General features: G+C 49.3%; 22 protein-coding genes. 11 read left to right on the forward strand and 11 right to left on the reverse strand.

Annotated elements, in window-relative coordinates:
- Window positions 1–17 precede the first annotated feature (17 nt).
- The 5 genes from ACJJIJ_RS13470 to ACJJIJ_RS13490 all read left to right on the forward strand — a co-directional run bounded on the left by ACJJIJ_RS13470 (window position 18) and on the right by ACJJIJ_RS13490 (window position 5,347).
- Window positions 18–1,202, forward strand: coding sequence for a TIGR03364 family FAD-dependent oxidoreductase (locus tag ACJJIJ_RS13470; protein WP_444937614.1), 1,185 nt, complete (start codon window positions 18–20; stop codon window positions 1,200–1,202).
- Window positions 1,192–1,746, forward strand: a complete 555-nt coding sequence (locus ACJJIJ_RS13475; protein WP_444937615.1) for an HD domain-containing protein — start codon at window positions 1,192–1,194, stop codon at window positions 1,744–1,746. Before ACJJIJ_RS13470 ends, ACJJIJ_RS13475 begins: the two co-directional genes overlap by 11 nt.
- 49 nt (window positions 1,747–1,795) lie before the next feature.
- Window positions 1,796–2,605 (forward strand): phosphonoacetaldehyde hydrolase, encoded by an 810-nt coding sequence (phnX, locus tag ACJJIJ_RS13480; protein ID WP_444937616.1) that lies wholly within the window; start codon window positions 1,796–1,798, stop codon window positions 2,603–2,605.
- Between the two features lie 79 nt (window positions 2,606–2,684).
- Window positions 2,685–3,386, forward strand: coding sequence for a UTRA domain-containing protein (locus tag ACJJIJ_RS13485; RefSeq protein ID WP_444937617.1), 702 nt, complete (start codon window positions 2,685–2,687; stop codon window positions 3,384–3,386).
- Window positions 3,387–3,586: 200 nt separating this feature from the next.
- The gene (locus tag ACJJIJ_RS13490; RefSeq protein ID WP_444937618.1) at window positions 3,587–5,347 is read left to right on the forward strand and encodes a hemopexin repeat-containing protein; all 1,761 of its coding nucleotides are present in this window, start codon (window positions 3,587–3,589) and stop codon (window positions 5,345–5,347) included.
- A gap of 4 nt (window positions 5,348–5,351) precedes the next feature.
- Here ACJJIJ_RS13490 and ACJJIJ_RS13495 read toward each other — a convergent pair whose 3' ends face one another.
- The 5 genes from ACJJIJ_RS13495 to ACJJIJ_RS13515 all read right to left on the reverse strand — a co-directional run bounded on the left by ACJJIJ_RS13495 (window position 5,352) and on the right by ACJJIJ_RS13515 (window position 11,004).
- A complete protein-coding gene (locus tag ACJJIJ_RS13495) occupies window positions 5,352–6,092 on the reverse strand; it encodes an SDR family NAD(P)-dependent oxidoreductase (RefSeq protein ID WP_252083092.1) in 741 nt (246 codons plus the stop codon).
- 32 nt (window positions 6,093–6,124) lie between these two features.
- A complete protein-coding gene (locus ACJJIJ_RS13500) occupies window positions 6,125–8,188 on the reverse strand; it encodes an aminotransferase class I/II-fold pyridoxal phosphate-dependent enzyme (protein WP_252083093.1) in 2,064 nt (687 codons plus the stop codon).
- 227 nt (window positions 8,189–8,415) lie between these two features.
- Window positions 8,416–8,820, reverse strand: a complete 405-nt coding sequence (locus tag ACJJIJ_RS13505) for an NUDIX hydrolase (RefSeq protein ID WP_252083094.1) — start codon at window positions 8,818–8,820, stop codon at window positions 8,416–8,418.
- Window positions 8,821–8,853: 33 nt separating this feature from the next.
- Complete coding sequence (locus ACJJIJ_RS13510) at window positions 8,854–9,969, reverse strand: phospholipase A (RefSeq protein WP_252083095.1); 1,116 nt, start codon at window positions 9,967–9,969, stop codon at window positions 8,854–8,856.
- Between the two features lie 309 nt (window positions 9,970–10,278).
- A complete protein-coding gene (locus tag ACJJIJ_RS13515) occupies window positions 10,279–11,004 on the reverse strand; it encodes a hypothetical protein (RefSeq protein WP_252083096.1) in 726 nt (241 codons plus the stop codon).
- Window positions 11,005–11,626: 622 nt separating this feature from the next.
- Here ACJJIJ_RS13515 and ACJJIJ_RS13520 point away from each other — a divergent pair.
- Entirely contained in the window at window positions 11,627–12,565 is a 939-nt protein-coding gene (locus ACJJIJ_RS13520; RefSeq protein WP_252083097.1) for a hypothetical protein, read from the forward strand.
- A gap of 104 nt (window positions 12,566–12,669) precedes the next feature.
- Here ACJJIJ_RS13520 and ACJJIJ_RS13525 read toward each other — a convergent pair whose 3' ends face one another.
- From ACJJIJ_RS13525 to ACJJIJ_RS13540, 4 genes are read right to left on the reverse strand one after another with little or no spacing between them, the layout of a single operon-like run.
- A complete protein-coding gene (locus ACJJIJ_RS13525; protein ID WP_444937619.1) occupies window positions 12,670–13,983 on the reverse strand; it encodes a lysine N(6)-hydroxylase/L-ornithine N(5)-oxygenase family protein in 1,314 nt (437 codons plus the stop codon).
- 2 nt (window positions 13,984–13,985) lie between these two features.
- The gene (locus ACJJIJ_RS13530; RefSeq protein ID WP_444937620.1) at window positions 13,986–15,800 is read right to left on the reverse strand and encodes an IucA/IucC family protein; all 1,815 of its coding nucleotides are present in this window, start codon (window positions 15,798–15,800) and stop codon (window positions 13,986–13,988) included.
- The gene (locus ACJJIJ_RS13535) at window positions 15,797–16,777 is read right to left on the reverse strand and encodes a GNAT family N-acetyltransferase (protein ID WP_444937621.1); all 981 of its coding nucleotides are present in this window, start codon (window positions 16,775–16,777) and stop codon (window positions 15,797–15,799) included. The genes ACJJIJ_RS13530 and ACJJIJ_RS13535 overlap by 4 nt, the downstream gene beginning before the upstream one ends.
- A gap of 34 nt (window positions 16,778–16,811) precedes the next feature.
- On the reverse strand, window positions 16,812–18,677 hold the full coding sequence (locus ACJJIJ_RS13540) for an IucA/IucC family protein (protein WP_444937622.1): 1,866 nt from the start codon (window positions 18,675–18,677) through the stop codon (window positions 16,812–16,814).
- A 177-nt stretch (window positions 18,678–18,854) separates the two neighbouring features.
- Between ACJJIJ_RS13540 and ACJJIJ_RS13545 the strand changes: the two genes are divergently transcribed.
- Entirely contained in the window at window positions 18,855–20,075 is a 1,221-nt protein-coding gene (locus ACJJIJ_RS13545; RefSeq protein ID WP_444937623.1) for an MFS transporter, read from the forward strand.
- 51 nt (window positions 20,076–20,126) lie between these two features.
- On the opposite strand, the gene ACJJIJ_RS13550 is transcribed toward ACJJIJ_RS13545, so the two are convergent.
- Both ACJJIJ_RS13550 and ACJJIJ_RS13555 read right to left on the reverse strand, forming a co-directional pair.
- The gene (locus tag ACJJIJ_RS13550) at window positions 20,127–20,636 is read right to left on the reverse strand and encodes a GNAT family N-acetyltransferase (protein ID WP_252083103.1); all 510 of its coding nucleotides are present in this window, start codon (window positions 20,634–20,636) and stop codon (window positions 20,127–20,129) included.
- A gap of 163 nt (window positions 20,637–20,799) precedes the next feature.
- Window positions 20,800–21,021 (reverse strand): hypothetical protein, encoded by a 222-nt coding sequence (locus ACJJIJ_RS13555; protein WP_444883952.1) that lies wholly within the window; start codon window positions 21,019–21,021, stop codon window positions 20,800–20,802.
- Window positions 21,022–21,157: 136 nt separating this feature from the next.
- On the opposite strand from ACJJIJ_RS13555, the gene can reads away from it, so the two are divergent.
- The 4 genes from can (at window position 21,158) to ACJJIJ_RS13575 (ending at window position 25,087) form a co-directional block, all read left to right on the forward strand.
- Window positions 21,158–21,814: a carbonate dehydratase gene (can, locus tag ACJJIJ_RS13560; RefSeq protein WP_252083105.1), complete on the forward strand. Its 657-nt coding sequence runs from the start codon at window positions 21,158–21,160 to the stop codon at window positions 21,812–21,814.
- Between the two features lie 85 nt (window positions 21,815–21,899).
- Complete coding sequence (locus tag ACJJIJ_RS13565; RefSeq protein ID WP_444937624.1) at window positions 21,900–23,558, forward strand: FAD-dependent oxidoreductase; 1,659 nt, start codon at window positions 21,900–21,902, stop codon at window positions 23,556–23,558.
- A gap of 105 nt (window positions 23,559–23,663) precedes the next feature.
- Window positions 23,664–24,176 carry a flavin reductase family protein gene (locus ACJJIJ_RS13570; protein ID WP_252083106.1) on the forward strand — a complete coding sequence of 171 codons (513 nt, stop codon included), beginning with the start codon at window positions 23,664–23,666 and terminating at the stop codon, window positions 24,174–24,176.
- Between the two features lie 179 nt (window positions 24,177–24,355).
- On the forward strand, window positions 24,356–25,087 hold the full coding sequence (locus tag ACJJIJ_RS13575) for a glycerophosphodiester phosphodiesterase (RefSeq protein ID WP_252083107.1): 732 nt from the start codon (window positions 24,356–24,358) through the stop codon (window positions 25,085–25,087).
- The last annotated feature ends 73 nt before the right edge of the window (window positions 25,088–25,160 follow it).

Genomic DNA, 25,160 nt, shown 5'->3' on the forward strand with positions numbered 1-25,160 from the left:
AAGACTATAGAGCAGTTATGAAATTTGATATTGCCATTGTCGGTGCCGGGATATTAGGCAGTTTTGCTGCTTACCATGCACTCAAATCCGGAAAAAAAGTACTGTTAATTGAAGCAAGCACTAAGCCTCACGGAGCCACGGTACGCAATTTTGGCCAAGTAGTACCATCTGGTATGAATCTAAAACTATGGCGAAATCTGGGGCGAAGATCGCTGGAACTTTATGGCGAGTTGGCGACAATAATGCCGGACGCACTCTGGCAGCATGGCTCTCTCTACGTGGCTTCTTCTTTAGAAGAGGCCAATCTACTAGAGGAAATGCATGAGATTAATCGTGAGACTAACTACGTTTCCAGGCTTCTTACCTCGACGCAGTGTCACAAGCAAATTAATTTACTAAAGCAGAGTTACTGCCATGGAGGCCTCTACTATCCACAGGAAATGAGTGCCGAAAGCTCCCTGCTAATGAAGTATTTTTGGAAACTACTTGAAGACACGGAAAATTTACATTTTAAGAAGGCATCTCCGGTAATAGCCGTAGAGGAAGTCAAAAATGGGGTCCAGCTTCGCTGTTCAACAGGTGAGTCTTTTATTTCAGAACAGGTAATGATTTGTTGTGGCCACCAACTTAGTCATTTATTTCCGCACTTATTACAAACAGAACAACTACAGCTTAGTAAATTGCAGATGTTGCGTACCCAACAAATCAAGGGAGTCAAAATACCAGGGAACCTGCTTACAGGTCTGACAATACGCCGCTATGAAGCATTTAAAAGTTGCCCTAATTATAAAAATTTACCGAAGCCCCATATTGATCCAAACTATGGAAAATTTGGCATCCACCTTCTGTTTCGACAATCTGCCGATGGCAGCATCATCATTGGCGATTCTCATGAGTACTTCACTGCCCAGGACTCAGGCACTTTGGACTATGAAATATGTCAGGAAATCAACTCACTGATGTTAGCCGAAGCCAAGCGTATCCTTAATCTACCCCATTTAAATGTTGCCAGGATTTGGAATGGCTATTACAGCCAGGAAAGTAGCCAAGGCGTATTCCTAAAATCCGCAACAGAAAATATTCATTTAATAACCGGTATTGGAGGAAAAGGTATGACAACTGGACCAGCATTAATGGAACGGGTGATGAAGGGTATTTCGGACAAGATCCCTCTAGATGAGTGCTTAATCGATGAGAGCTAATGTTGTAGATAAAATTAAACAGTTATTTTTGCAGTACGGTAATTTAACAATTGGAGAAAAATGCACGCAGCTACAGCATGCTAACCAGTGTGCCACCCTGGCGGAACACTCTGGTATCTCCGATGAAATGACTGTTGCTGCGTTTCTTCATGATATCGGCCATCTCCACGCTATAAAGGAAAAAATACCCGGGACGGATACTGAAGGCTACAGTGCACATGACCTAATAGGTGCAGATTTACTCGAAAGGTGGGGTTTTCCTAATACAGTCACGAAGCCTATCGCCCTACATGTTCAAGCTAAAAAATTTTTAATAAGTACAGATAGCTTTTATGAGACACGGCTATCCGGGGCAAGCCACAAAACCCTAAAAAAACAAGGCAAAATAATGACAGATAAAGAAAAAGATAATTTTCTTAATACCCCCTTCGCCGAGGATGCTCTGCGTCTGCGCGAGTGGGATGATTCAGGAAAAGTGCCTGGTTTAGCCGTAGCTCCTTTGGATCACTGGCTAAAGATCTGCTCAAAGGTACTTAGTCGATAGATATTTTACCGCTCAACTCCCTTATCAATTACCAAAAAGGAGATAATCCATGGAACCACTGCAACTTAAAGCTGCTATCCTCGACTGGGCCGGAACCTTAGTAGATTTTGGCTCCCGCGCCCCTTTACGAGCGTTTATGCAAATTTTTGCTGAGGCTGGAGTTACGGTCAGTGAAGAGCAAACCCGTATTCCAATGGGTACAGAGAAGAAAGAACATATCCGCCAGATGCTACAACAAAATTCCATTCAAACTGCCTGGCACGCGGTTCATGGACGCCCATCCCAGGAATCTGATATAGACGAACTATATCGCCGTCTGGCCCCGATACAGATTCAGGAGATCGATAAGCACAGCCAAATAATACCCGGAGCCGACAAACTATTTGTCCGCTTACGTGAGCGTAATATACGTATTGGTAGCACCACAGGTTACAGTCGCATAATGATAGAGGGCATGCTGGCAAAAGCTCAACAACAAGGCCTAGCACCCGACTGTGTTATTGCAGCAGATGAAGCTGTGGGCGCAAGACCAGGACCCGCAGCTGCATTAAAGAACGTCATTGAAATGGAAATCCCTTCTGTCAGCCAATGTGTCAAGATCGATGATACCGCCGCAGGCATTCATGAGGGGCGCAATGCCGGCATGTGGACAGTTGCAGTGGTACTTTCAGGAAATGCTTCGGGATTATCCCTGGGAAGTTGGCAAGCACTCTCGGAGGAAGAAAAAAGAAATCACAGTATTGTCGCTTATCAAAAACTTGAGAATTGCGGCGCTCATTATTTGATAGACGATATCAATAAGCTTGAACCCGTACTGGTCGATATCAATCGCCGACTGGCTCTTGGACAACGCCCCTGATAGGCTATCAAACTTCAGGAATACCAGTTTGGTAGCCCAGGCTTAACACCGAGTTTCAGTCAAACCCAAGAGAAATACTGTGTCCTCCAGTTACGTAGAAATTAAATCACATATCCAATTGTTGATCGGTAATGGTCGCCTGGCCGCCAATCACAAGCTGCCCGCTGAGCGCGAGCTGGCGGAGCAGCTGCAAGTCACACGTATTACTTTACGAGATGGTTTAAACCGTCTTGAAGGTGAGGGACTGGTGTACCGACAAAATCGCAGAGGCTGGTTTGTTGCACCAAATCGATTTGTGATGAACCCGACACAAAAGGTAAATTTCAACTCCATGGCCCGACAACAGGGTTTTAGAGCAACCACCAAAGTACTTGGGGTCCGTAAGCTGACCGTAAGACACAATATTTATTCCGCCTTTAACGCCACTAAAAGTACCAGGTACTTTGAAATCCGAAGAGTCCGCTACCTGGACCAAAGGCCAGTCATGGTAGAAGAGAGTTATCTCTCATCAGAGTGTTTTCCTGAATTATCTGACTTCGATTTATCCGGATCTATTACCGAAATATTGCAAGATAATTATATGCTAAATATCACTCACGAGCGCTGTAATATTCAGGTTGCGAACCTGGAGTTGCAATATGCAGAGCCATTGGGTATACACGCTGGTGCTCCAGGCCTGAGAATCTTAAGACTTCGCTATGATTCTGCTGAATATCTGATTGATTACAATATTGAATACTGGCTACCCCACGCCATAGAAATGGAAGTAGCCACTAGATAGTACTTATTTTTTAACGCACCTAAAAAATTCCTTGCTCTTTAATTTTAATGAGGGAGATTGGTTAGTTGTTAGCTTTTAAATAGCTGTCTTTTCTTTGCAGTATCGCTGTAAAAATCCCTTCATTGGGATTTAATAGCTATCGTCTATTCTATCATTACTGGTCTAGACCAGAAAATCATTGAAAATACGGGATATTCGATATGAAGACACTTATCTCCTGCCTGTTGTTAATTTCGTTTGTTTCCAGTAACCAATGCGTTTTTGCCCAGAATAATAAAAAGGTACTTCTAATTGGCGTTGATGGGCTGCAGTACGAAAAGCTCAAGGATATAGACACCCCCAATTATGATCGATTAATTCTACACAAGGCTTATACCGGTGGTATCAGTGGCTCTCAAAGTCAACAGGACACTAAAAGTGGCCCCGGCTGGTCCACTATCCTTACAGGAGTTTGGGTTGACAAGCACCAAGTCACGTCCAATGACTCAGGCCTGGCAAATGCAGAATTCCCCAGTTTGTTCAAACGGATAAAGGAGGCTGATAATAGCCTTTGGGTGGGCAGCATATCCCATTGGAGCCCTATAAATACCAACTTTTTTACTACCGACCTGGCACAGGCTAACCTGGTTTTAAGTGGCCTTTCCGATGCGGATGTCACCACACGCGGCGTGCAGGAAATAGCCTCAGGTCATGTAGATTTCCTTTTCCTACACCTGGATGATCCCGATGGTGTCGGTCACAGCTCCTGTTTTGGCAATCACTATAACGAAAGCATTCGCACAAGCGACACTCAGCTGGGCGCTCTGTTAGATGCCGTAGATACACGTATTGCAAAAGGTGAAGAATGGTTAGTGCTTGTAACTACAGACCACGGCCGTGATTCTCGCGGCTGCGGGCATGGGGCACAAACTGCCAGCGAGAAAACAATTTTTATTGGCAGTAATTTGCCGTTAAATGCTGAGCACAGCGAGTTTATTGGAGATATCCACAATGGAGATTTCAATGGAATTTATGGCCATGCTGCCCAAACCTCCATTGCACCAACGGTGTTGCGTTTTATGGATATTGAGCTGCAAACGAATTGGAAGCTGGATGGTAACCCACTGATTGGCAGCCCTGGAATACGTAAAATGATGGCTGCTGACAATAAGACAATTAAATGGTATTCCACAGATAGCGGACCCGTGGAGATTCACCAGAACGACCAGTTCATTGATGTCGTCGACGCTAGCTCACAAAGCTGGACCGACTATACAGAAGCACAGGGAGTCCTGGACTATGTATTCGTACATAACGATACCCCAGTTGCTTTGCGTAAATCGGCCCTGGAAATTACTGCTGGCCTGGACTGGAGCACTGCACGTGCTTACTATTTTCGCGGTGACGATCAATATGTACGCTACAATAAAACCCTGGACAAAGCCTCTAGCGGTTATCCACGCATAACCAATAACAGTACATGGCCTGGCTTGGGCGACTATGCCCACCTGATTGTTGCTGCATTTAAAGCCAACAGTGACAAAGGCTATTTCTTCTTAAATGACGGGCGTTACCTGCGCTATGACCTCAATGAAGATCGGGTCGATTCCGGCTATCCCAAATTGGTGGACAACAATACTTGGCCTGGTTTGGCTACCTACGCGACAAAAATTCGCGCTGTCCTGAAATGGCCTAATAGCAAAGTTTATTTCTTTCTCAAAGACGGGAATTATTTACGCTATGACCTGGAAGAAGACCAACTTGACAGCGGCTACCCCCAACCTATCAATGACAGCAATTGGCCAGGACTCGGTCCTTATGCTACGGAGATTACCGCAGCCCACCAATGGAACGCATTTCGTGCATATTTTTTCCTCAAAAACCAGCGCTATATACGCTACTCCATCACATCTGATCAAGCATACAGTGGGTATCCGAGAACAACAGATAATGAAACCTGGCCAGGCTTGATGACCCCCTGATTCACTACCAGGGCAAACGGCTACCATCCCAAAAAAACAGATTACCACTATCGGCGGGCGCCAGTTGTTGTAGTACATCCACAATACGCCCGGCACTCAGTGCCGGGCTGTATAATTTTCCCGGCGCCAGATTACCCTGGAAGGGTTTGGAAAGTGCTGTATCCGTAGTGCCCGGATGAATTGCTACCACACAACTGTTTTCCAATCGGCGCCCCCATTCAATAGACAGGTTTTTTACCAACATATTGAGTGACGCCTTGCTGATACGATAGCTATACCAGCCCCCCAACTCATTATCGCCAATACTACCCACCTTGGCAGACAGGGATACCCATAGCAGCGGCTGCTTGCGTTGTAATTTTCTATCCAGCGCCTGGGCCAGATGCATATGAGTAAGGAGGTTGATACGCATAGACTGTATCAACCAATCATCCTCACATTGCGCTAGAGATTTTTCCGGGCCATGGAATTCATCGTGCAACAATCCACAACAGTTAATTACCCAGTCAGGCGGAGAGGAAAATTCAGAAAGGAAAGTCTCGACAGCCCTGATAGAGTGCTCGTCCGCGAGAGAGACTGTCAGGTGACGACGCTCGCCGGCGTGTCCAGGTACCCGATCTACTGTACCACGGCTCAAAGTCACCAAAGTAATATCGGGATAGCGCCGAACGATTTCGGCGCCGATCGCGCGAGCCAAACCGCCCGAGGCACCAGCCAGTAATACCATCCTTGGTTGATCAAACATACCGGCCTCCATGCCGGATAGCTCGTGTGGCTTTATTTTGCCTTTTTGCCGCCGGACTTTTTGTCTTTGTTTTCTGATTTCTCAGCGACTTCCTTGACTACACGCAGCATAGGTTCATCTGAGCGGAAAATCAGGCCGTGAATCTCCGTAGTATTCTGCCCCTGCAACAACTGCTGCAAGTACTGCACTATCTGCTCAGAAATCTCCTGGCCAGGTACCAGAACAGGGATGCCCGGCGGATAAGGCACTATCTCATCGGCGCTGGTGCGACTGATAAGATTCTGTGTAGCGTCCACCCCATTGTCCATCAACGGCAACTCTTCCGTATCGGCAAAGTAGGCATCCGCCGGCAGACAGGTGAAGCGGGTAAACTCAGGCAGGCGGCGCGGAGTACCGACATGAATACGCTTGTGAGTATTCCCCGCCAGCTGCTTCAGCGCATGAATCAAGCGCAACAATTTACTCTCAGTACTGCCCAGGGTTACCAGTACTGTGATGGTATTGTAGGTGGTCTTTTCCACTTGAATACCGTACTGATCAAACAGCTTGATCTGCATCTCGTTGCCCGAGAAACCGCTGCGGGAAATATCGATGGTTACCTTGGTGGGGTCCAGGCCGATATTGTCACCTGCTAGAGGCTCAGCAATCAGGTCGTCGCGGGTCAGGGCTCGGAATACTCCGGTTTCATTGACTGCACGGCGAAGGGTTTCCACCATCTGCAGACACTGCTTGAGACGTCCATAACCCTCCATCGCCATTTGCTTACGCGCCACATCGAGACTGGCGATCATGGCGTATTGCGGGCTGGTAGACGCATGCATGTTCAGGTTTTCGCGGAAACGGAATTCGTCGAAGTCCGGGTCCTGCACATGAATCATGCTGGCCTGGGAGAAAGCCGACAACATCTTATGGGTACTCTGGGTCACATAGTCGGCGCCACACTCGAGCGCGGTCGGGCGCAATTCTGGATGGAAGAAACCGTGGGCAAACCAGGCCTCATCGACCAGCACCTTGACACCGCGCTCATGGGCATAATCGATAATAGGTTTCAAATCGTAGCGCAGACCATCGTAGGTACAGGAAGTGATAACCAATAAGCGCGCATCGCTATGTTCATCAAGCGCCGCCTCGATATCCGAGCGCTTCACCGGGCCATAAATGCCGAATTCAGGGTGCAGTACCGACTTCAGATAAACCGGCTCACAGCGATTCATCACTATCGCATGGTGAACCGATTTGTGGCAGGCCTGGTCGACGATAATCTTGCCGCCGCCACCGAGTATCTGCTGAATCACGACCTTGTTGGCAGTAGAAGTGCCATTGGTCAGGAAAAAGGTATGGCGCGAACCAAACGCCTGGGCGGCAAGATCCTGTGCTTCCTGAATTACCGAGTGCGGTTCCAGCAGGCTGTCGAGTATCTGTACGGAAACAGACAAATCCGTATTGAATACATGCTCGCCCATAAAGCGGTAAAAGTCCCCTACCCAGGGGCTGTTGCGCAGGCTGTCGCCACCGGAGTGACCAGGAGTATGCCAAGCGTCACGTGCGGAGAATACATATTCCTTCAGGGTATCGGCAAAAGGCGTGGAGGCGCGGCGGGCAATAAACGCCTGTACCAGGCGGAACATATGGTTGAAATTGCCCTCTCGGCGATCAAACAACTCGTCAAAGCGGCGGCGCAGGTTGGTCAGTGACTTAACCCCACTCTTACCGGCAAGAGGAGTACCACCGGCGACATCACTTTGTGCCACCAAAAAAATATTGAGTTGAGAACGAAGTGCATGTATCTGGTCAGCAAGCAGATCGGCAGCTTCCAACCCCTGTGTATCGGTGCCACCATCTACGATAATCGCCTGAAGACGAGACTCCTCCAGTGCCAGTTGTTCCACATCTGCCGGTAACACAGCCTCAAACACCAGGCCAAAGGGGTTTTCATGCAGAGTCGCGGTGTTATTGAGGGCGCTAACCCAGTCTCCCGCTAATTTGCTGTCTGCGCTCACTAGCGCGACATGGCATTCCAGCTTCTGTACGCTGTGCTTCAGGTTGCCCAGTTCAGGCATCTTCATTTCCAAACCCATATTCTTATCCACCAGCATAGCCCGCAACTTGCTGAGGGCCGCTGCCTTAATTATTCAACTGTTTGATTTTATTAACTTTTATTTAGTCCCCCGGCAAAAGCGGAGAATCTGGAGTTCTTGGGTAAAAAACCAGGACGCAAATACTAATGGAGCGGACCGGGGAATTCCGCGATGTCAGTGCTTTTGGCGAAAATCGCCAAAAGCGTGCTGACCGACCAGATCTATTGCCAAAGAAGGGGGTAAAGTTAGAACTTTGCGCTGCGAACAACGCCGTCGAATTCGAGGCAGTCCCTGACCCTCTGCCGTTGCACTTCGGAGAGGCGCTCAAGGGGAAAATAAGCTACCTCTGAGTGCTCACTAGAGAGGGTGATATGTCTTCTGTCGGTAAAGTGGGCGCGGAATATGAATGCATGAGAGTTGTAGATCTTATGGTAATAGACGCCGCTCAAGTATTCGATACGCACTTCACGCCCTAACTCTTCATGACACTCCCGCCGCAGGGCCTCGTGAATGGTCTCTCCGGGATCGAGTGCACCACCGGGTAACCCCCAACTGCGGTTGGCATAGGTCGCCAGCAGCTGCAGGACCTCACCAGAATCATTGGTAATCACCGCATGCGCACTGAGCCGATAGCTATCTTCAAATCCCATCGATTCCATCCCTGAATCTTTGCCCAATAGGAGTTAGAACCCCTGTGCCAGGGTGAAGCCGAAGCCAAGAGTCTGCACTGACTCATCGTAGTCGATCAGGCTTTCTCCGTAACCATTAAAGTAGCGAATGTAGCCATCCACTCGGTCACCCAGGGGAAAACCCCAGGTCAGTTCAAACGCACCGTGATTTTCCGAGCGCAGGTTATTGCGCACCATAACGGCTATGGTGTGATCGCCATCGCGGTAGCGGCCACCCAGCTCAAAATGTCCTAAATAATGCTCTATATCCGGATTGTCATCATCCTCACGATCCTCCTTGAGGCGATACCAGGGCTTTATACCAATCGAGAAATTATCCCGCTCAAAAATAAAGTTGGCATATACCCGATTCCAACTGCGGGAGAAAGGTTCGCTGCGTCCATTGGACTGGTGGTTGAAAGCGATCTGGTTAGCAACATTCTGCCAGCCAAACAGGCTCCAGTTATTGAGCCAGGTGAGAATAAGCTCTGGCTCGTGGTTGGTCTCACGAAATGGTGCCGAGTTATCAGAGTTATAGGCTTGCCAAAAACTCCGGTTGGTGTAAGCCACGCTCATAAAAGAAGCGCTGCCAAGAAAACCCCGCCATACCGGTACTTGTACTGATAACTGGAATTGCACCTCGATATTATCAAGGTCTTTCCCTTCTCCTTCGTAATCCGATAGCCCACCCTTCTCAGGAGTTGGGTTATAGGTAAATGGCAATATGTAGTTGGTCTTGTGGGAGGCAAGTGTAAAGGGGTTGCTGGCGGCATCGCGAATGGCCTGGGCCCGGCCACCAAGTAAGACCTCATCCGTAGGCAATTCCTCAGAGTACTCCTCCACCACAGGGTCGACTTCGAAGAAATCCTCCTCCAGACCAAGCTGGGCTCTCACCCGATCGGCACAGAGCAGGCGAATATCCCTCAGTGTTGTATCGGCGGAGGAAATCAGCAGCTGCTCGTGCAAGCACTGCTCCTGTTGTTGCTCCGGGGTTGTGTCTAACTCCTTAAGCTCTATTTCGGTCTCACCATCAATACTTGCCAAGGCGACATTAAGCGGTAACTGTGAAGTCACAAATAAGATGACCGCCAGCGGCATACCCCAGCGCGAATTGGTTTTGGATAAAGGCAAAATGGCTCCCCCATTAGCACATAAGTGACGAAATCTTACACTGCGGTACTGAAAAAATCCCGCGGTATAAATTCCTCCGGCACTCTCTCAAAGTCCTGTTACCGGCGGTTGACTACGATGTGCATCAGACACAAAAAGTTCAAAATGTGGGAGAAAAGATATTTTGAGGAAATTCTTACCAGGCTGGAAAGGCTATAAGCCTCTGGCAGAGTGAATGATGCGTCAAATAATCATCATTATTCACTAGACTGATAGACCCAATTGTGTTCACAGGGTATAAGTCCGGTGAACACAATATCGAGATAAAAATTAAAAAAGGAGACTGGTGAGACTAGGAGACCACTCCAGGTCTCTGAGGCGAACCTGCCACAAACGCCCGGTACTGGAAGGCCAATCATAACCGACTAGCAGGCTGCGGTTATCCACATAACAGTGCGCATCCCGCTCGGCCTCATCCCCCTGATAAATATAACCGCTGATATCTGGGCCCAGATCTTGAGAGCGTTGACTAGCCTGATCACCCGCCATAATTCGCGCCGTGCGATGGCTCACTCTGGGGGCCAATAGTTTTCCTCGCTGGGAGGGGTCGACAATATCTGGAGAAACCACTTCCAAACCCGCTTGGTGTTTTACCAGTGTTTTCAATAGCGGCCCCATAAAAACGCGCATTAGAGGGAATAGCAGACGGTTTTCTCCCCCCAAACGCAACTCTTGAGGGCCGTTAGGGCCACTCCAGTTAGCCTCTATTTCATCTCCTAATCGGGGAGGCTGACCTTCAGGGAAACACAAATGATAATGCGCGCTGACCTCATCAACCTCATCGCGCCAATTCACTTGGCATTCACTCACCAAGCCATTATTTAGCAGCGCAAAGACCTCTATGCCGAAGCCTCGATCACCCACCAGTCTCTGGCTGACCAGAGAGCGGCGTCCAAGGGCATCAAAGCCCAACTGCCAGCTATCTTGAACAGGCATCTCACGCCCGTCACAGCTGTAATGATAACGCCCTTGTGCAAGGGTTGAGTTCAAACGCATTACAGATTTCCTCCCTGCTCACTGCATGCACCAGACCGATGGTTCAGTACCCAAAAAGTATTGCACAAGGTGGGTTGAGCACCCGGGCTTTGGCGCGGAAATTAACTATATATTTATGCGCTTGTATGGGGGTTTCAGAGCGGAAATAAGAGGAGAAAAATGGATATATCTCATCGCTATCAAAACAAGTAACGCAAGCATTTACTAGCACTATTCCATGCTGTCATAGACTAGTTATTAAGAAAAATAAAGAAACAGCGACTGACAAATCCGACTCGTTAATCTTTGATAATACCTATCGATCAGACACAATGCTTAATAAAAGTGAAATCCTGATTGATCCAATCCGCAATTCATTTATTTATAAGGCAACTTATTCATTGCTCCAGCACGGAATTTAAAACCAATTCACCTGGCATCAACTGAAAATTCATTCGAGCAAATAATAACTTTTAATCACCCTACAAAACTACAGCCAGAAAAATAAAATTGACGCCAAAATGCAGTAACAAGCACCTACGCTAAAAGACCACAATCGCAAAAAAGATCTGGCTTTTATTATTAACAAAAGGTATTAAACCTCGTGATTCATTGGAAGATTCAATAAAAATGAGTAACCGACATGCCAACCTTTGCCTATCAATCCATAAATTCAAACGCCAGTACCAATCATGATGTTGGTGCTTCCAACAGCCAGCATTTCACTCGTGTTACCCATAACCACCAAGCCGCCAATCAGAGTCCCTGGCTTTTGGTAATGCCAACCGCCAAAGGACTGGACCCCCACACTCCGCTTTACGGCCCCGCCCAGCTGGTCTCCCAGGCACCTGTGGGTTATATGGCCAAGGGCCAACACAGCAACAGCCAATTTCTCACTATGGTTGAGGGCAAGGCGCGACAGACTCACCAACATCTCTATCGCTCGCTAAGAAAAACTTGCGATCTATTGGTATATGGTGAAATGGATGGGGCTAATAGCGAATGGAGCTCCATGCAGCAACATGCCGGAGCGCTGGTAGGATCAAGCTCCACAGGCAAGGCCTGCAACAGTTTTAGTGTCCATGCCGCAAAAACTACCCAGCACCAAGTCCTGGGGTCGGGTATGGGCTGGATCGCGGTGAAAACAGGCAATGTCAATGCTGTATTTGTGCATGTCCCCAATAGCATTGCCAAGAGTGAAGGGCAAGCAACATTGTTTTATCAGAATATTAATAAATACCTGTTGCAGCAGGGCCACGGTGCAATTGACCTCGTGATGGGAGATACCAACCAAGGCAGCAACAGTTTTACCCCTTCAGTAATAAGCCGGGCAACAAACATGATCTTTCACGACGCACACCCTGCAAGCGAGGTAACACCCTCAGATTCCCATCAACGCAGTTTTTCTGGCACCAATAGTACTGCCAGTAAAAAATATGATGTAGCGGTTTACAATACTGCGACTATCAATATCGTAAATGTGGACTACTTATCACAGAGTACTGCAGTCAATATTGACGGTGTCAATATGGCTGCAGCTGTCACTGACCACATGGGTATTTTTGTTGACGTAACCAAGTAAGGCTGGCAGCCATTTCGGCTATAGATAGGATTGCAAAAACTTGTATATCCATGATCGACCTTATTGGTGGACACCTGGAGGTCGATCATGATTTTTCCCTCTATTTAAGCAACAGCTGCCTGCTGAGCTTGCGGGGTAATCCATTTCATAAAATTGCCGGTTTGCTGATTGTCATAGAGCGCATTACCGTGTAAATCATTCACTACTTGTGCCGCACGCCAGGCCGATAAGCTCAGCTGTGGCTCCGCAATGCCGTGACTGGTGCGACCAGTACCAAGGAAATACAAACGTCGACCACTCTCATCGCCGCTGAGTCTTGCCGCAAAAGCATCATCCAACAGCAAGCGACCCTCTGCATCGCGTGCAATGCGCTCTTGTAAAGGCGCCAGACAAGGAGGTAGAGCCTCACACAGGCCAGTGCATAGAATAACGATATCCGCATTAACCCACTCGGTACCATCTGCCTCACCTAGCAAGTGATTTTCCAGCTGCAGTTGAAAGTCACCGCGGTGAGACATCTCCACCAGTTCGCGATTGGGCAATAATGCTACTCGTTCAGCATCCTTTTCCAGGTGCACAAGACGGTAGAACAACTGGTAAAGTTCCTTGAGGGTATCAGGAGATATACCATCAGAAGCCAGCTTCTGCTCTGCAACCACTTCCTCACGACGCTGAGGGCTCAACTGACGGAACACATCGACATACTCTGGGGTAAACCAATCATTGGTGAAGGGGGTCTCATCCAATGGCAAATAATTGCTGCGGCGGGATACCCAGGTTACCTGCTGTGGGCGGCCCCAGTGTTTACTCAAAAGATTAATAACCACTTCCGCACCAGTCTGGCCGCCACCGACCACAGCGACGCGCTTACCACTTACATCCGGATTACGCAGGGCAATTTCCAACGCGTGGAAGCAATTATCAGACAGGAATGGGCGGCTGCACTCTGGAATATTTGGTTTTTTACCAGCAGCAACACACAAGTTTTTGGTGAGTACCTGTTCGCGACCATTGGGGCCGTGCACGTCCAACTCAAAAAAATCCCCATTATCCACCACGCTCTGTACACGGCTGCTCATTTGGATAGAATCCAAGCGACGGGCAGCCCACGCCAGGTAATCGGCAAACTCGCGACGGGTTACGGTACGCTGTTCTGCGTGTAGAAAGTCATAGAAACGTTTATTTTCTACCAGGTACGCCATAAAGCTACAGGGATTGGTTGGATCAACCGGCGTTACCAGGTCTTTCAGGTAAGAAGTCTGCATCATAGCCCCCGGCAACATTAAACCAGGATGCCAAGAGAATTCCGCTTTAGCATCAAAAAAGCGATGGCTCAATGATGTGTCCCGCATTAGAGCGGCCACAGCCAAATTAAAAGGACCGGCTCCGATACCGGCGAGATCTAGGAAATTGCTCATGATTATGCCTCTAAAGCGGAAGCGGTTGCTGGTTGGTGTTGTTGTGACTCTTGCTCTGCGAGCCAAAGGGGATTAGTCAGGTCTCCACCGACAATGGGGACCGGACGTTCAGCGCTGTCATCGTAACCTTGACGCAGGCGCACGCGATTAATACAAACGCGCTCGATATGGGGACGAAACAAATTAAACTGCTGGAAACGCTCCGCCATATCGCCATTATCTCGCTGTGCGGAATCTTGATATCGGCGTAGGACCTTGGCTAAAACTCCGTAGAATTTCCTTTCCTCTAGACCAATCTCTGTCATTAATTGGGCGGACAGATATCGCAGTACTGTGACAAAGTGACCGGTAAACAGGTCGTGAATAATATAATTAGCAGGCAATTGATCGAGAACTTGTGCCGCCGATTCCGGCAGGTCCGCACGATCGGGAAAATCACCCTGAGCGAGACGCAGATCTCCCTGGAAATCCTTCAGAAGAACACGAACAACTTTGTTGTCGCGCAATACCAGCGTTAGGTTTTGCGAGTGAGCTACCAAACCTATGCCATAACGGCTAAGCAGGTGATAAAGAGGCACCACCGTAGCGTCGAATAGCTGCTCAAGCCAGGCTTCTACTGAAAGGCCGGAGGCTTCAATCAGAGCAGAGATTACAGACTTGCCGCTGCTATCTTTCTGTAATAACGCGGCCATTAAAAGATGGCGCTCGCCCTCAGCACACAAGCTTGCCGGGCTCTGCCTCCAGGTAGCTCCCAGTAATTCACGGTAACGATAGGGCGCGCCCTTTATCGACTCTTGATGTAAGTGCGGTACATGCAGGCCAGCTACTTCTTGAAGAACACCGGTGCCCCGCGATTGTAATTGCTCATCACGCTCACAGAGTAACTGCATCCATTCAGATAACGCCGGTCCGCAGCGCATAAACTTGCCTGGAATTCCACGGTAGCAGGAAGTATTCAATACCGTTAATGGCAACTTCACATGGAGAGCCTGCGGGCGCTTCAAGTTGGACAAGGTACGTAGTGAAACCTGCGGCAAATATTCATCGCCAAACTCACCGAGTAAAACCAAGTCACCACTAAAAATCTGTTGTGCATAATGCTGACTAATATGATGCTGCCATTGCCATGGATGCACCGGCAAGGGCAAAAACTCTTGCCAGTTAGCCCCTTTCTCACGACATTTATCGTCCAGCTGCTGTAACTGTGATTCACTCAGGCTTTCTGCCAATAGCTGAGGCCAATCCCACAGGTCGCTATTGCCACTCACAGCGAGATCCCGGCGAACAGCAAGCCATAACAGCCTGACCCCCTGAGCGGCCTCTGTACCAAAGGCGTTAAACTCTTGTGCGCCCCAACCGATACGGCCTTTATTCACCATAGCCTTAGGATGACCATCCAGTAGGCACTGCAATTTTTCATCAGTTAGTGTGGCTAGGGTATGCGCTGTGAGCGATTCACGCTTTTGCAGCAAAGTAACATCCGCAACCAGGGTATTGGCCAGTTCGTGTAATAAATTGCCCAAAGTACTGGGGGAGGCTTCAAGATCCAGAGCAGCATCAATAAAAAACTGTGCTGCGTCATCCGCAGGTATTACTTGCCCATCACCTTCCCGCTCAATACTTTGCGCATCAATTAATAACCAATCCCACACAGTTAACTGAGCTTGGAAACGATAGATAACACCAGAAGCAAGTTCCACAAAGTAACGGGCACCCGTTTCTAACTTTGCCGTCAGAGCCTGTTCATAACAAAGCTCAGCCAGCGATTTCACCAGCAGGTTTCTATTCGCCTGCTTCCAATATTTATCGTCGCTCATATTCCCCCCATACTCTGAAAGAATTCGTCTCGCTTGCACATAATCAAAGCAGCTCTTTTGTGGGGGAAATCAAATTCTTTAATTTTTTTCCAGCCAAAAGTACCGTTGATGTATTTAAGCAATGCGCGATTATCCGCGCGCGGCTCTCCAACCAAAGTTTCTGTGCGAGCGTCATCCAGAAACATAAAATGGGTAACACCATTAAACCAAGCCTGAGCAAAACGGCCTCCCAGGAAGCGTTGGTCGCCAACCAACATATGTGCACCGCGATCAAATGGCTGGCAGTCATAGTAAGGTGCGATACGATCTTCAAGCGCCCAATAAATTTCAAAATAGGCAAAGGGCTCACCATCAATACAGGCGATCAATGGATGCTTATGGGGATCTTGAATAACAGAGTCAATAAACTGTCTCTGCTTTTCTTTATCACCTTCTTCTTCCCAAAATTTTGCGACACGCTCCTGGTTCATCCAGTTGGTAAAGCGCTCCAAATCTTTCTCTGGATCCAGGTGACGTAAACTGAAATCTATTCCCAGTGCGTGGAAATGACGGCGATAAACTTCCCCTTTAGGTGGTTCCGCACGGAGAGGGTGGCGAACTCCCTGCGTATTTTCTACCCATTGCAAGGGAAACTCACCGGCATTGTTACCTCGATACCAGAGCTCTGTACGTTGATAAAAATTGCTGCGGGAAACTCGGCTTACCACAGTATCCGCATCGACAATATCCATATTTTGCAATGCTGGATTCAGCGCAAAAAGCCAGTCGAACCAGAGATCTAACGCTTCTAACGAATTTTCACCAGACGACAGGATGAAAATTGCTATTTCCTGTCCGGGAACATATTCAATTTGAAAATAGTTATCGCCATTTAACTGGCAACGATATCCTCCCACAGCAACTTGCCAAGAGCGCCCATCGGGAAGCTGACCCTGTTCCCCTAAAGATATTTCAAGCGCAGCTGTTGAGCTGGTCATAATTCTTTCCTTTCAATTTTTATCGTCACGGTGATCAAGCTTCGGCAACTTCAGCGTCTACTACCGTTCGCAGGGGGTTCGCCATAGTGTGATAGATGGAAAGCGGGTCTTCGGTGGTGGTTTCATTCATACCAATCACCGCACATTGAAAATTGCCCTTAGCCCAAATTTCATCGGCATTGAGCAAATACGCCAAACAGCTAAAGTCACGTCGCTGGCCTTCGTACAGCAATTGCAGGCGCTCGCGCAGCTGGCGCAACAACTCCTGCTCAGAAATTAAACCTGCAGCGGAAAGCGCACAGATCAAACCAAAACAGCTATTAACGATCAGGTAATACACAAAAAGGCGGTTGGCCATTTCTTCGTCAATGACATTCTCACTGTCCTGGGCCAGATTAGGCAGATAAGGTTTGAGTAATTCCTCGCCCAGGCGACTATAACCACTGCCTTGACAATCTCTGAAGAAACCAGCCACAGGCAGATCACCCTCGAAGCTCAAAATCAGATTTTGTTGATGGGCGCCAAATAAAATTCCAAAATCGGCTTGGGCAATTAGCAAGGGCTCAATAACTGCGTCGAGAAAAGCCTTAAACCAGCGTTTGCTAGCAGCCTCAATGGAAATATTTTCCTCTCCCGCGAGGCGCTGTACCAATTGCGCAGCCCGGCAGGGAGCACCATTAGGATGATCCTGAGTCAATGTTGCCAACAGGCAGGTATTTTTTGCGGCTGTTTCCAAGAAAGGATTTTCCCGAAACATAACCAGGCTTTCTATAATCTGCTCACCTCTACTATCGGCAAGCATCAGGTAAGCCGGTTCCGCCAACACCTGGAAGCGCGGGTAGCGGCTGGCAAACTCCTGCCCCAGAGGCGTATCTCTTACTTTTAAGACTTCGAGACCACGCACCATTTCTTTTGGTTGCAGAGTACGCACCGAATTAGTCAGCCTCAGGCTGAGAGAAAATTTGAGCATATAAGGGCTTTGAGCGCTGTAAATTGCGCGCAGTGAAGAGGTTGCCCGCCACGGTTCCCTGCCCTCACCCAACTCAAGAATTTTTCCACTCTCAAGTAATTCGGCCACACGTGGGTCTTGCCCTAGCTGACGCCACTGCCAGGGATGTGCCGGGATAGCAATAAATCCTTCCGGTGCCACCGGAGCACCATCCGTTGCACGCACCAGATCGGCAAACTGCGCCTCGCTAATTTCCGCTCCACTGGCTCCAAGCAAATATTGTGGGTCCACCCCCAGCCACATCAGGGCAAAACTATTGCCAAATTCCGGGGCGTAACATTCGGCATCCTTATCGGTAAATGGATCGCGGCTTTTAGGAGTCGGATGGATAGAGTGTCCGCATAAAAGTGCCTGTTCCGACTCGACAAAAGTGAGGGGCTGAGTAAATAGTTTCTCTGTATCTGCGTGACGAGCATCCAGTGCCTGAGCCATATTTTTCACACTGGCCGAGACTCTGCGAGTAAATTGCGCTCTGGATTCTGCTGTGGCGCCAGGGAAAAAAACAGGCTCCTGTGCAACCTGCTGCGCCGCATCAGCAAACCCAATAGTTTTGCTGGCACCCTCTGCGTTACGCAATATCATCGGCAGGGTAAACTGGTGCCTGCCACACTCACTGCGATAGGAGACACTCAGCCAGAGTTCGGCACCACTGGCCGGTAGAGGAATATGCACCGCCGGTACACTGATCCCTTGTGGAAGTTGCTCGCCAGCTCGTTCGTGCCAAATACCGCTATCTGTCTCTCGCAGTAGTGCATTGAAGAAGCAGTTGGCTGACATTCTTTCCGCAGCCATATTGACCTCCGTATCCCCGGCGGTCATAACTGGATTTTGAGCAAAAGCATCGCCGTCGACGCCGCCAGTGCTGGCTGCATCGGATTGAGGATTATTCATGGTGGTGATTCTTTATCGGCTAAATCTAAGTGAGAATGGTTTGCATTAGCCTTATGATGCAGGTAAATTTCTCGCACTTCAAGCCCATTGCCAGAGAAATTATCTGGCTGTGAACTCTTGCACAGGAAAGGGTCGCGTTTTTCTGTGATTTTTTATGAATTTGTTGTGGAGTCCCGGATGCGGAGATCCCTGAATCACCCCAAACATCACCTGCGTAAAATCAATATGGTGGTGGCCAGCCAGGGAGCTGCCCAGGTTGTTCTACTGACTCAAATTCCACTCATCGTTGAGTGCTGCGGGCTGAGTCTGGCCAGCATCGGGGGGTTAGTGGCCCTGGGTACTTTTTGCCTGATGATTGCCGGACCACTCTGGGGTGAAATGGGGGACAGGGTTGGCCGCAAGCCAGTACTACTCGCGGGGCTGACTGGTGCTCTGCTGGCCCAGTGCCTCTTTGTGGCCCTGTTGGTGGCCATGTCCCAGGGGTACCTGGAGGAAAGTAATGCCCTAATAGCTCTGGCAATCAGTCGTGTCATTTATGGATTGAATGCTGCGGCCATCTACCCCTGCTGCCAGGCTTGGGCTATTGACCTGGGGGAGCCAGAAAAGCGCTTATCAATTCTTTCAGGCTTGAGTGCGGCGGCTAATCTGGGACGAGGACTCGGGCCACTACTTGCCTTGCCGGCTCTCCTCGCTGGCGCTCTTTGGCCACTGGCGTGGCTGATATTGCTACCATTCATCACCCTCGTTTTAACCGCCGGTCTGCCGAAAGGAAAGAGTTATATTGCAGAAACAGAATCCTCTGAAAATTCCTCCCTCCCTCCTGGTGCCCTGGCCCTGTTTGCCACCGCTCTGCTCGGTACCGTTAGTGTTGGTCAGCTGCAGGTTGTCATGGGACCTGCTCTTAAAGATCTCTACGGTCTCAGCGCCATGGGCGCCTCATCAGCTACTGCCGTATTGTTGGCTGCAGTAGCGATTTGTGGGTTTCTGGTTCAGATTGGTCTGGTGCGCAAACTCAAGGCGCCGCAGATGAGTTTTATGTTGGGCGTAAGCTCCCTATGCACAGGCACCATCTTGCTCTCCAGTACCCTAGGCAGCCTGCTCGCAGCTGCCGGCCTGCTGATCTTTGTGGTGGGGATTGCCTTTTTGGTACCGGGCTACAGCGCACTTTTGAGCCAGGCGAATCGACGCGGTGGCCGGCTATTTGGGTTTCTATCACTGATGCACACCGGCGGTTACACTATCGGTTTTGCCATCGGTGGCTGGCTTTATGAAAGGGATCCGCAGCAACCCTTATTGGGATTACTGGTCAGCGTCTCACTTATCGCGCTTTTTGCACTACTCAGCAGCATAATCAGCAAGAAAAAGAAAGTGGGACAGACCCAATACACTGCCAGGTAACAAAGTTATTGCTTAATTTGAAAAAGGGTGGCCTGTGCCACCCCTCAAGATTCAGAGATACCGCTGCCAGAATTCGGCCTGCCCAAACTCTTCATCCAGCGTATAAGGCTTGAACCCCGACTTGCGATAGGCATTCTTCGCGGCAAAGTTTTTTTCCAGTACTTCCATGGTCAGCTTACAGCCCCCTCTCTTTTTCGCCTCTAACGCCACAAAGTCCATCATGGCAGCGCAAACGCCCTGCCCCCGGGCGCGCTCACTGACGATAACATCGTGAATATTAATCAGCGGCATACAGGAAAATGTGGAAAAACCGGTGAAACAATTAACCAAACCCAAGGCCTCATTATCGCCATAGGCGAGCACGCTGAAAGCACCGGGAAAATTTGCCAATTTAGGCACCAGCTCATTGCGACAAGGCTCTGGCAATGGCCCCCCTCCACCAAAAGGATGGCGGGAGTATTCATCCATTAAATGGATAATATCCTCAGCCTGATGGCAGTCCGTATAATTCGCCAAAACCACACGCAATGCGCTGGAAGTCTCCGGGGTAACCAAGGCCATTATTATTCCTCCGACTTTTTCCACCTGGGAAATGCAAAAGTATTGAAAAGCGAGTATGTAAACAAACTTTTGCTAATTTGACGATTATTACTGTCAAATAAAATCCATACCGCTTTTAAGCGCTCTTTTCATTTCCTGGTTAATTTATCGGAAACAGCAAAACTCAAGCCAAGGGCTCCCTTTCCAGTTCTCGACTAAAGGGGTCCTCTCCACCATTCATTGGTTCAATAGCTCCTTCCTCTTCATCAGAGTTAGACGTGTATCCACGCAGCCGAGTCCGCCGCGCCTGTAGCTGGCGCATACGCAAACGGTGCCGATCAGCAAATCCAGAGCGCAAGGATGTGCGCTGTCGCCTACCGGGACCGGAGTGATTCCTTCTCGCCATCATTTCTCCTTAAATTGAGACCCAATGCTAAAAAATAGTCATCTTTCAGGTTAGCCCATACCCTCTTGGCCCGCAGGAATAAAGCCGCTATCCTCCCAACATTATGTCCAATTAGTCATATCAGGATACAAACCCATTGCACCCGCTAGATCATCTATTAAAAAATAATCAGAACTGGTCCGAGGCCACCCACAAGGACAACCCGGACTTTTTCTTAAAGCTTTCAAAGCAGCAGTCACCGGAATACCTTTGGATTGGCTGCGCAGACAGCCGTGTGCCCGCGAATGAAATTGTCGGGCTTTTACCCGGTGAGCTGTTCGTACACCGCAATGTCGCCAATGTGGTGGTGCATTCTGACCTCAACTGCTTATCCGTTTTGCAGTACGCGGTAGAGATTTTGAAGGTCAAGCATATTATCGTGTGTGGGCATTACGGCTGTGGTGGCGTACAGGCGGCACTACACAACGAACAGCTTGGTCTAATTGATAACTGGCTGCGCCATATCCAAGATGTTCGCGACAAGCACCACACTCTGGTTGACTTATTCCAGGAACAACAGCGTACAGACCTACTGTGCGAGCTCAATGTCTTGGAGCAAGTAATCCATATTTGCCAAACGACAATAGTGCGCGACGCATGGCGCTCAGGACAGTCACTCTCCATTAACGGTTGGGTCTACGGGCTAAAAGACGGGCTCGTACACGATTTGGGGATTTCCATTCGCCACCCAGGAGAGATTGCAGACGTCTATCAAAATGCTCTGACAAATATTTCCCAAGGCAAACACGATTAGCAGCACCCTCCGACGATCTCCCTTATATTTGCCCTAAAGCCGGTTGCCCTACAGCCGGCTACTGTCTAGCTAGCACGGGGGCACCATGCCAGACTATCGCCAGTGGGAATGTCAAATCTGCGGCTGGATCTACGATGAAGCCAAGGGCTGGCCTGAGGATGGGATAGCCCCTGGTACCCGTTGGGAAGATATCCCCGAAGACTGGTGCTGTCCCCAGTGCGGAGCACACAAGCAAGACTTTGCAATGTGTGAGTTGGATAAAAAAGACCCCCCCCCTTCTCCACTTGATACCGAGCTTGACTCCCCGTTACCAACTCATCAGGGCACAGCTACTTTTCGCCTCTGGGAGTGCATGGTGTGCGGATGGGTCTACGACGAAGCCAGGGGGTGTCCAGAGGAAGGCATTGCTCCCGGCACCCGCTGGGAGGATATCCCCGAGGACTGGAGCTGCCCGCAATGCGGAGTGGGTAAGGAAGACTTCGACATGGTGCTGGTGACTCCGGCATCAAAACCTATAGAAAATGACACTGAGCTAAGTGGCGGTGAAGTCTCCAACGAGAATCAAGCCCCACTAGTGATTGTCGGCACAGGCCTGGCCGGCTATCACCTAGCCTTGGAGTTTCGCAAGCTCGATTCTGTAACCCCCCTGGTTCTGATTTCCAGTGATGACGGGGCCTTTTACTCTAAACCCCTTCTATCAGCCTCCCTTTCCCATGGAAAAACAGCCCAGCAGTTATGCCAAACCAGTGCCGAAGAAATGGCGCGTAAATTGGACGCACAGATTCTCGTACATACCCGTGTGGCTTCAATTTCCCCCCACAGCAAAACATTACAGTTGCAGCAGGATGTTGATAATCACATAGCGGATATTCCTTACGACAGGTTGATATTGGCGACTGGTGCCCACTGCCGCAAACTGACGGCTATCGCGGGCAATGCCCACGCAAGGCTATTTAGAATTAACAACCTGACAGACTACCACCGCTTTCGCACCGCGCTCGTTGGCTGCCAGCGGGTCCTCCTGATCGGTGCAGGTCTGATTGGTTGTGAGTTTGCCAATGATTTGGTGCAAGCCGGATATGAAGTGGCTGTGGTAGATCCTCAGGAGTGGCCGCTCGCCTCTCTCTTGCCAGAGGCTGCCGGTCGCGATCTCCAGGAGGTGCTCAATAACAGTGGCGTTCGTTTTTATCTGGGGAAGTCCATTCGCTCCCTGAATAAAAATCCTAAAGGTATTGAAGCCCTGCTGGATAACGGTGAGACGCTAGTGGCAGATATCGCCCTGGCGGCACTGGGTCTTGAAGCTAATACTGCCCTGGCTGAAACTGCGGGACTGAAAATTCAGCGGGGAATTGCCGTAGACCGGAAATTACAGAGTAGCAATCCGCATATATTTGCCATTGGCGACTGTGCGGAGGTAGAGGGGCACCAGCTGTTTTACGTCGCTCCCCTAATGACTTGTGCCCGCGCCCTGGCTCAAACCCTTAGCGGCAATCCCTGTCCCGTACACTACGGCGTTATCCCGGTTGCGGTTAAAACAACCCTGCGCCCCACAACCCTCTGCCCTCCCCATCCAGGCGCCGAGGGCAGCTGGCAAGTATCTCAAGACACAAAAGGCGTCTGTGCCGAGTTTCGCAACAGTAGGGGAGAACTGCTCGGTTTCGCACTGACTGGCGCCGCAATTACAGAAAGGGAGCGACTGATAAGTGAGTGCATGCCGCTTATGGACAATAAGTCATTCGAATAACGATATTCGAGCTTCTTTTACTAGCTTGCGAGGCAAGACGCGCAATCAGTACGCTTTTGCCGTAAAATGGCTGGCTAGCACAGTTTTTGTACAAGCAACCATCGTATGTCGACAGAAAGAAGCTCCATTATCACTCCCTCCCCTCAACAAAGCCGCCTGCTGCGCGATACTCTGGGCCAGTTCGCTACTGGGGTCACCGTTATTACCACGCAGGACTCTGAGGGACAGCCTGCGGGGATGACCGCCAACAGCTTTAATTCAGTATCTCTGGACCCCGCACTGGTTCTATGGAGTATCGACAAACAATCACTGGGCTACGAGGCCTTCACCAGCCGCGAACACTTTGCAGTACACGTACTGCGCGCAGATCAGCAACACGTTTCCAACCTGTTTGCCGGTCGCGGGGCCGATAAGTTTGGGCAGATTCAGTGGAGCGAGGGCCCAGATGGAATACCTCGACTGGAAGAGTGCGCCGCCTATTTCCACTGTCGCCGTGTCCAGTGTATTGAAGGTGGGGATCACACCATCCTGCTGGGAGAAGTTTTGGAGTTCAGTGCTTTCGGCGGCGAACCCCTAATATTCCACCGCGGACGCTATCGCGCCTTGTCTGGAGAATAAAAAATCCAAAGTCTCCACCATCAAGACTTTTAAGGGGGCACTCTGCCCCCTTTTAAATTTTCCAAACCTATAAAGGTATTTGCCTGTCTGCATGGGTTAACAACCGATAGACTTAAATCACCCTTGCCTCATCATTTAATAATAAGCTTTTAAAAATTATCGGGGGGAGTTAAGCAACAATGAGCCCAAGCACACTTTTCTGTTTTGCCCACCGGGGGTACCAACGCCAGGCCAGTGAAAACACTTTACAGGCCATCAGCCAAGCATTGGCGTTAGACGTTGATGGTATTGAAATCGATGTCTGGAATATTGGTGGGCAACTCTTGGTAACACACGATAGGCGCCTGGGTAGACTACTTTCCGGCAACGAGCTGATAACTGATCTACATCCAGATGCCCTGCGCCAACGCCTCCTACCCTGCGGCAATAAGATTCCAACCCTGCGTGAAGTACTGGAGTTAATCGGTAGTAACGCCCAGCTCAATATAGAGATCAAGGGTCCAAATTCAGCTGCGCTAGTAGCCAAAGAAATACAAACATTTGTCAGCGACAAGGGCGTAAGCTTTGATCAATATATTGTTTCCTCTTTTGATCACCGACAGCTCCACGAGTGCTTACAACTGATACCCAGTGTGCGCCGCGGAGTTTTATTCAGTGGTATTCCCCTCGACTTAGCCACGAGCACAGTGCCTTTGAAGGCTTATTCCCTGCATACCAGCTTGGATTTTATCAGTGCTGATTTGATTGCCGATGCAAAACAGAGAGGCTTAAAAAACTATGTCTTCACGGTTAACAGCCCTGATGACCTGATACTCCTAGCCTCACAAGGTGTGGACGGTGTTTTTACTGATCAACCAAAGATAGTACTGGACTTCAATATGCAGGTTATTACGAGCGGAAAATCGATCTGAGTCTTCATAGAGATTGGCCCATGAACAAAAAACCCGGCAAATACCGGGTTTTTTATTGCCTACAATAAGTACT

The sequence above is a fragment of the Microbulbifer mixtoriginis (SeqCode) genome (assembly GCF_052467945.1).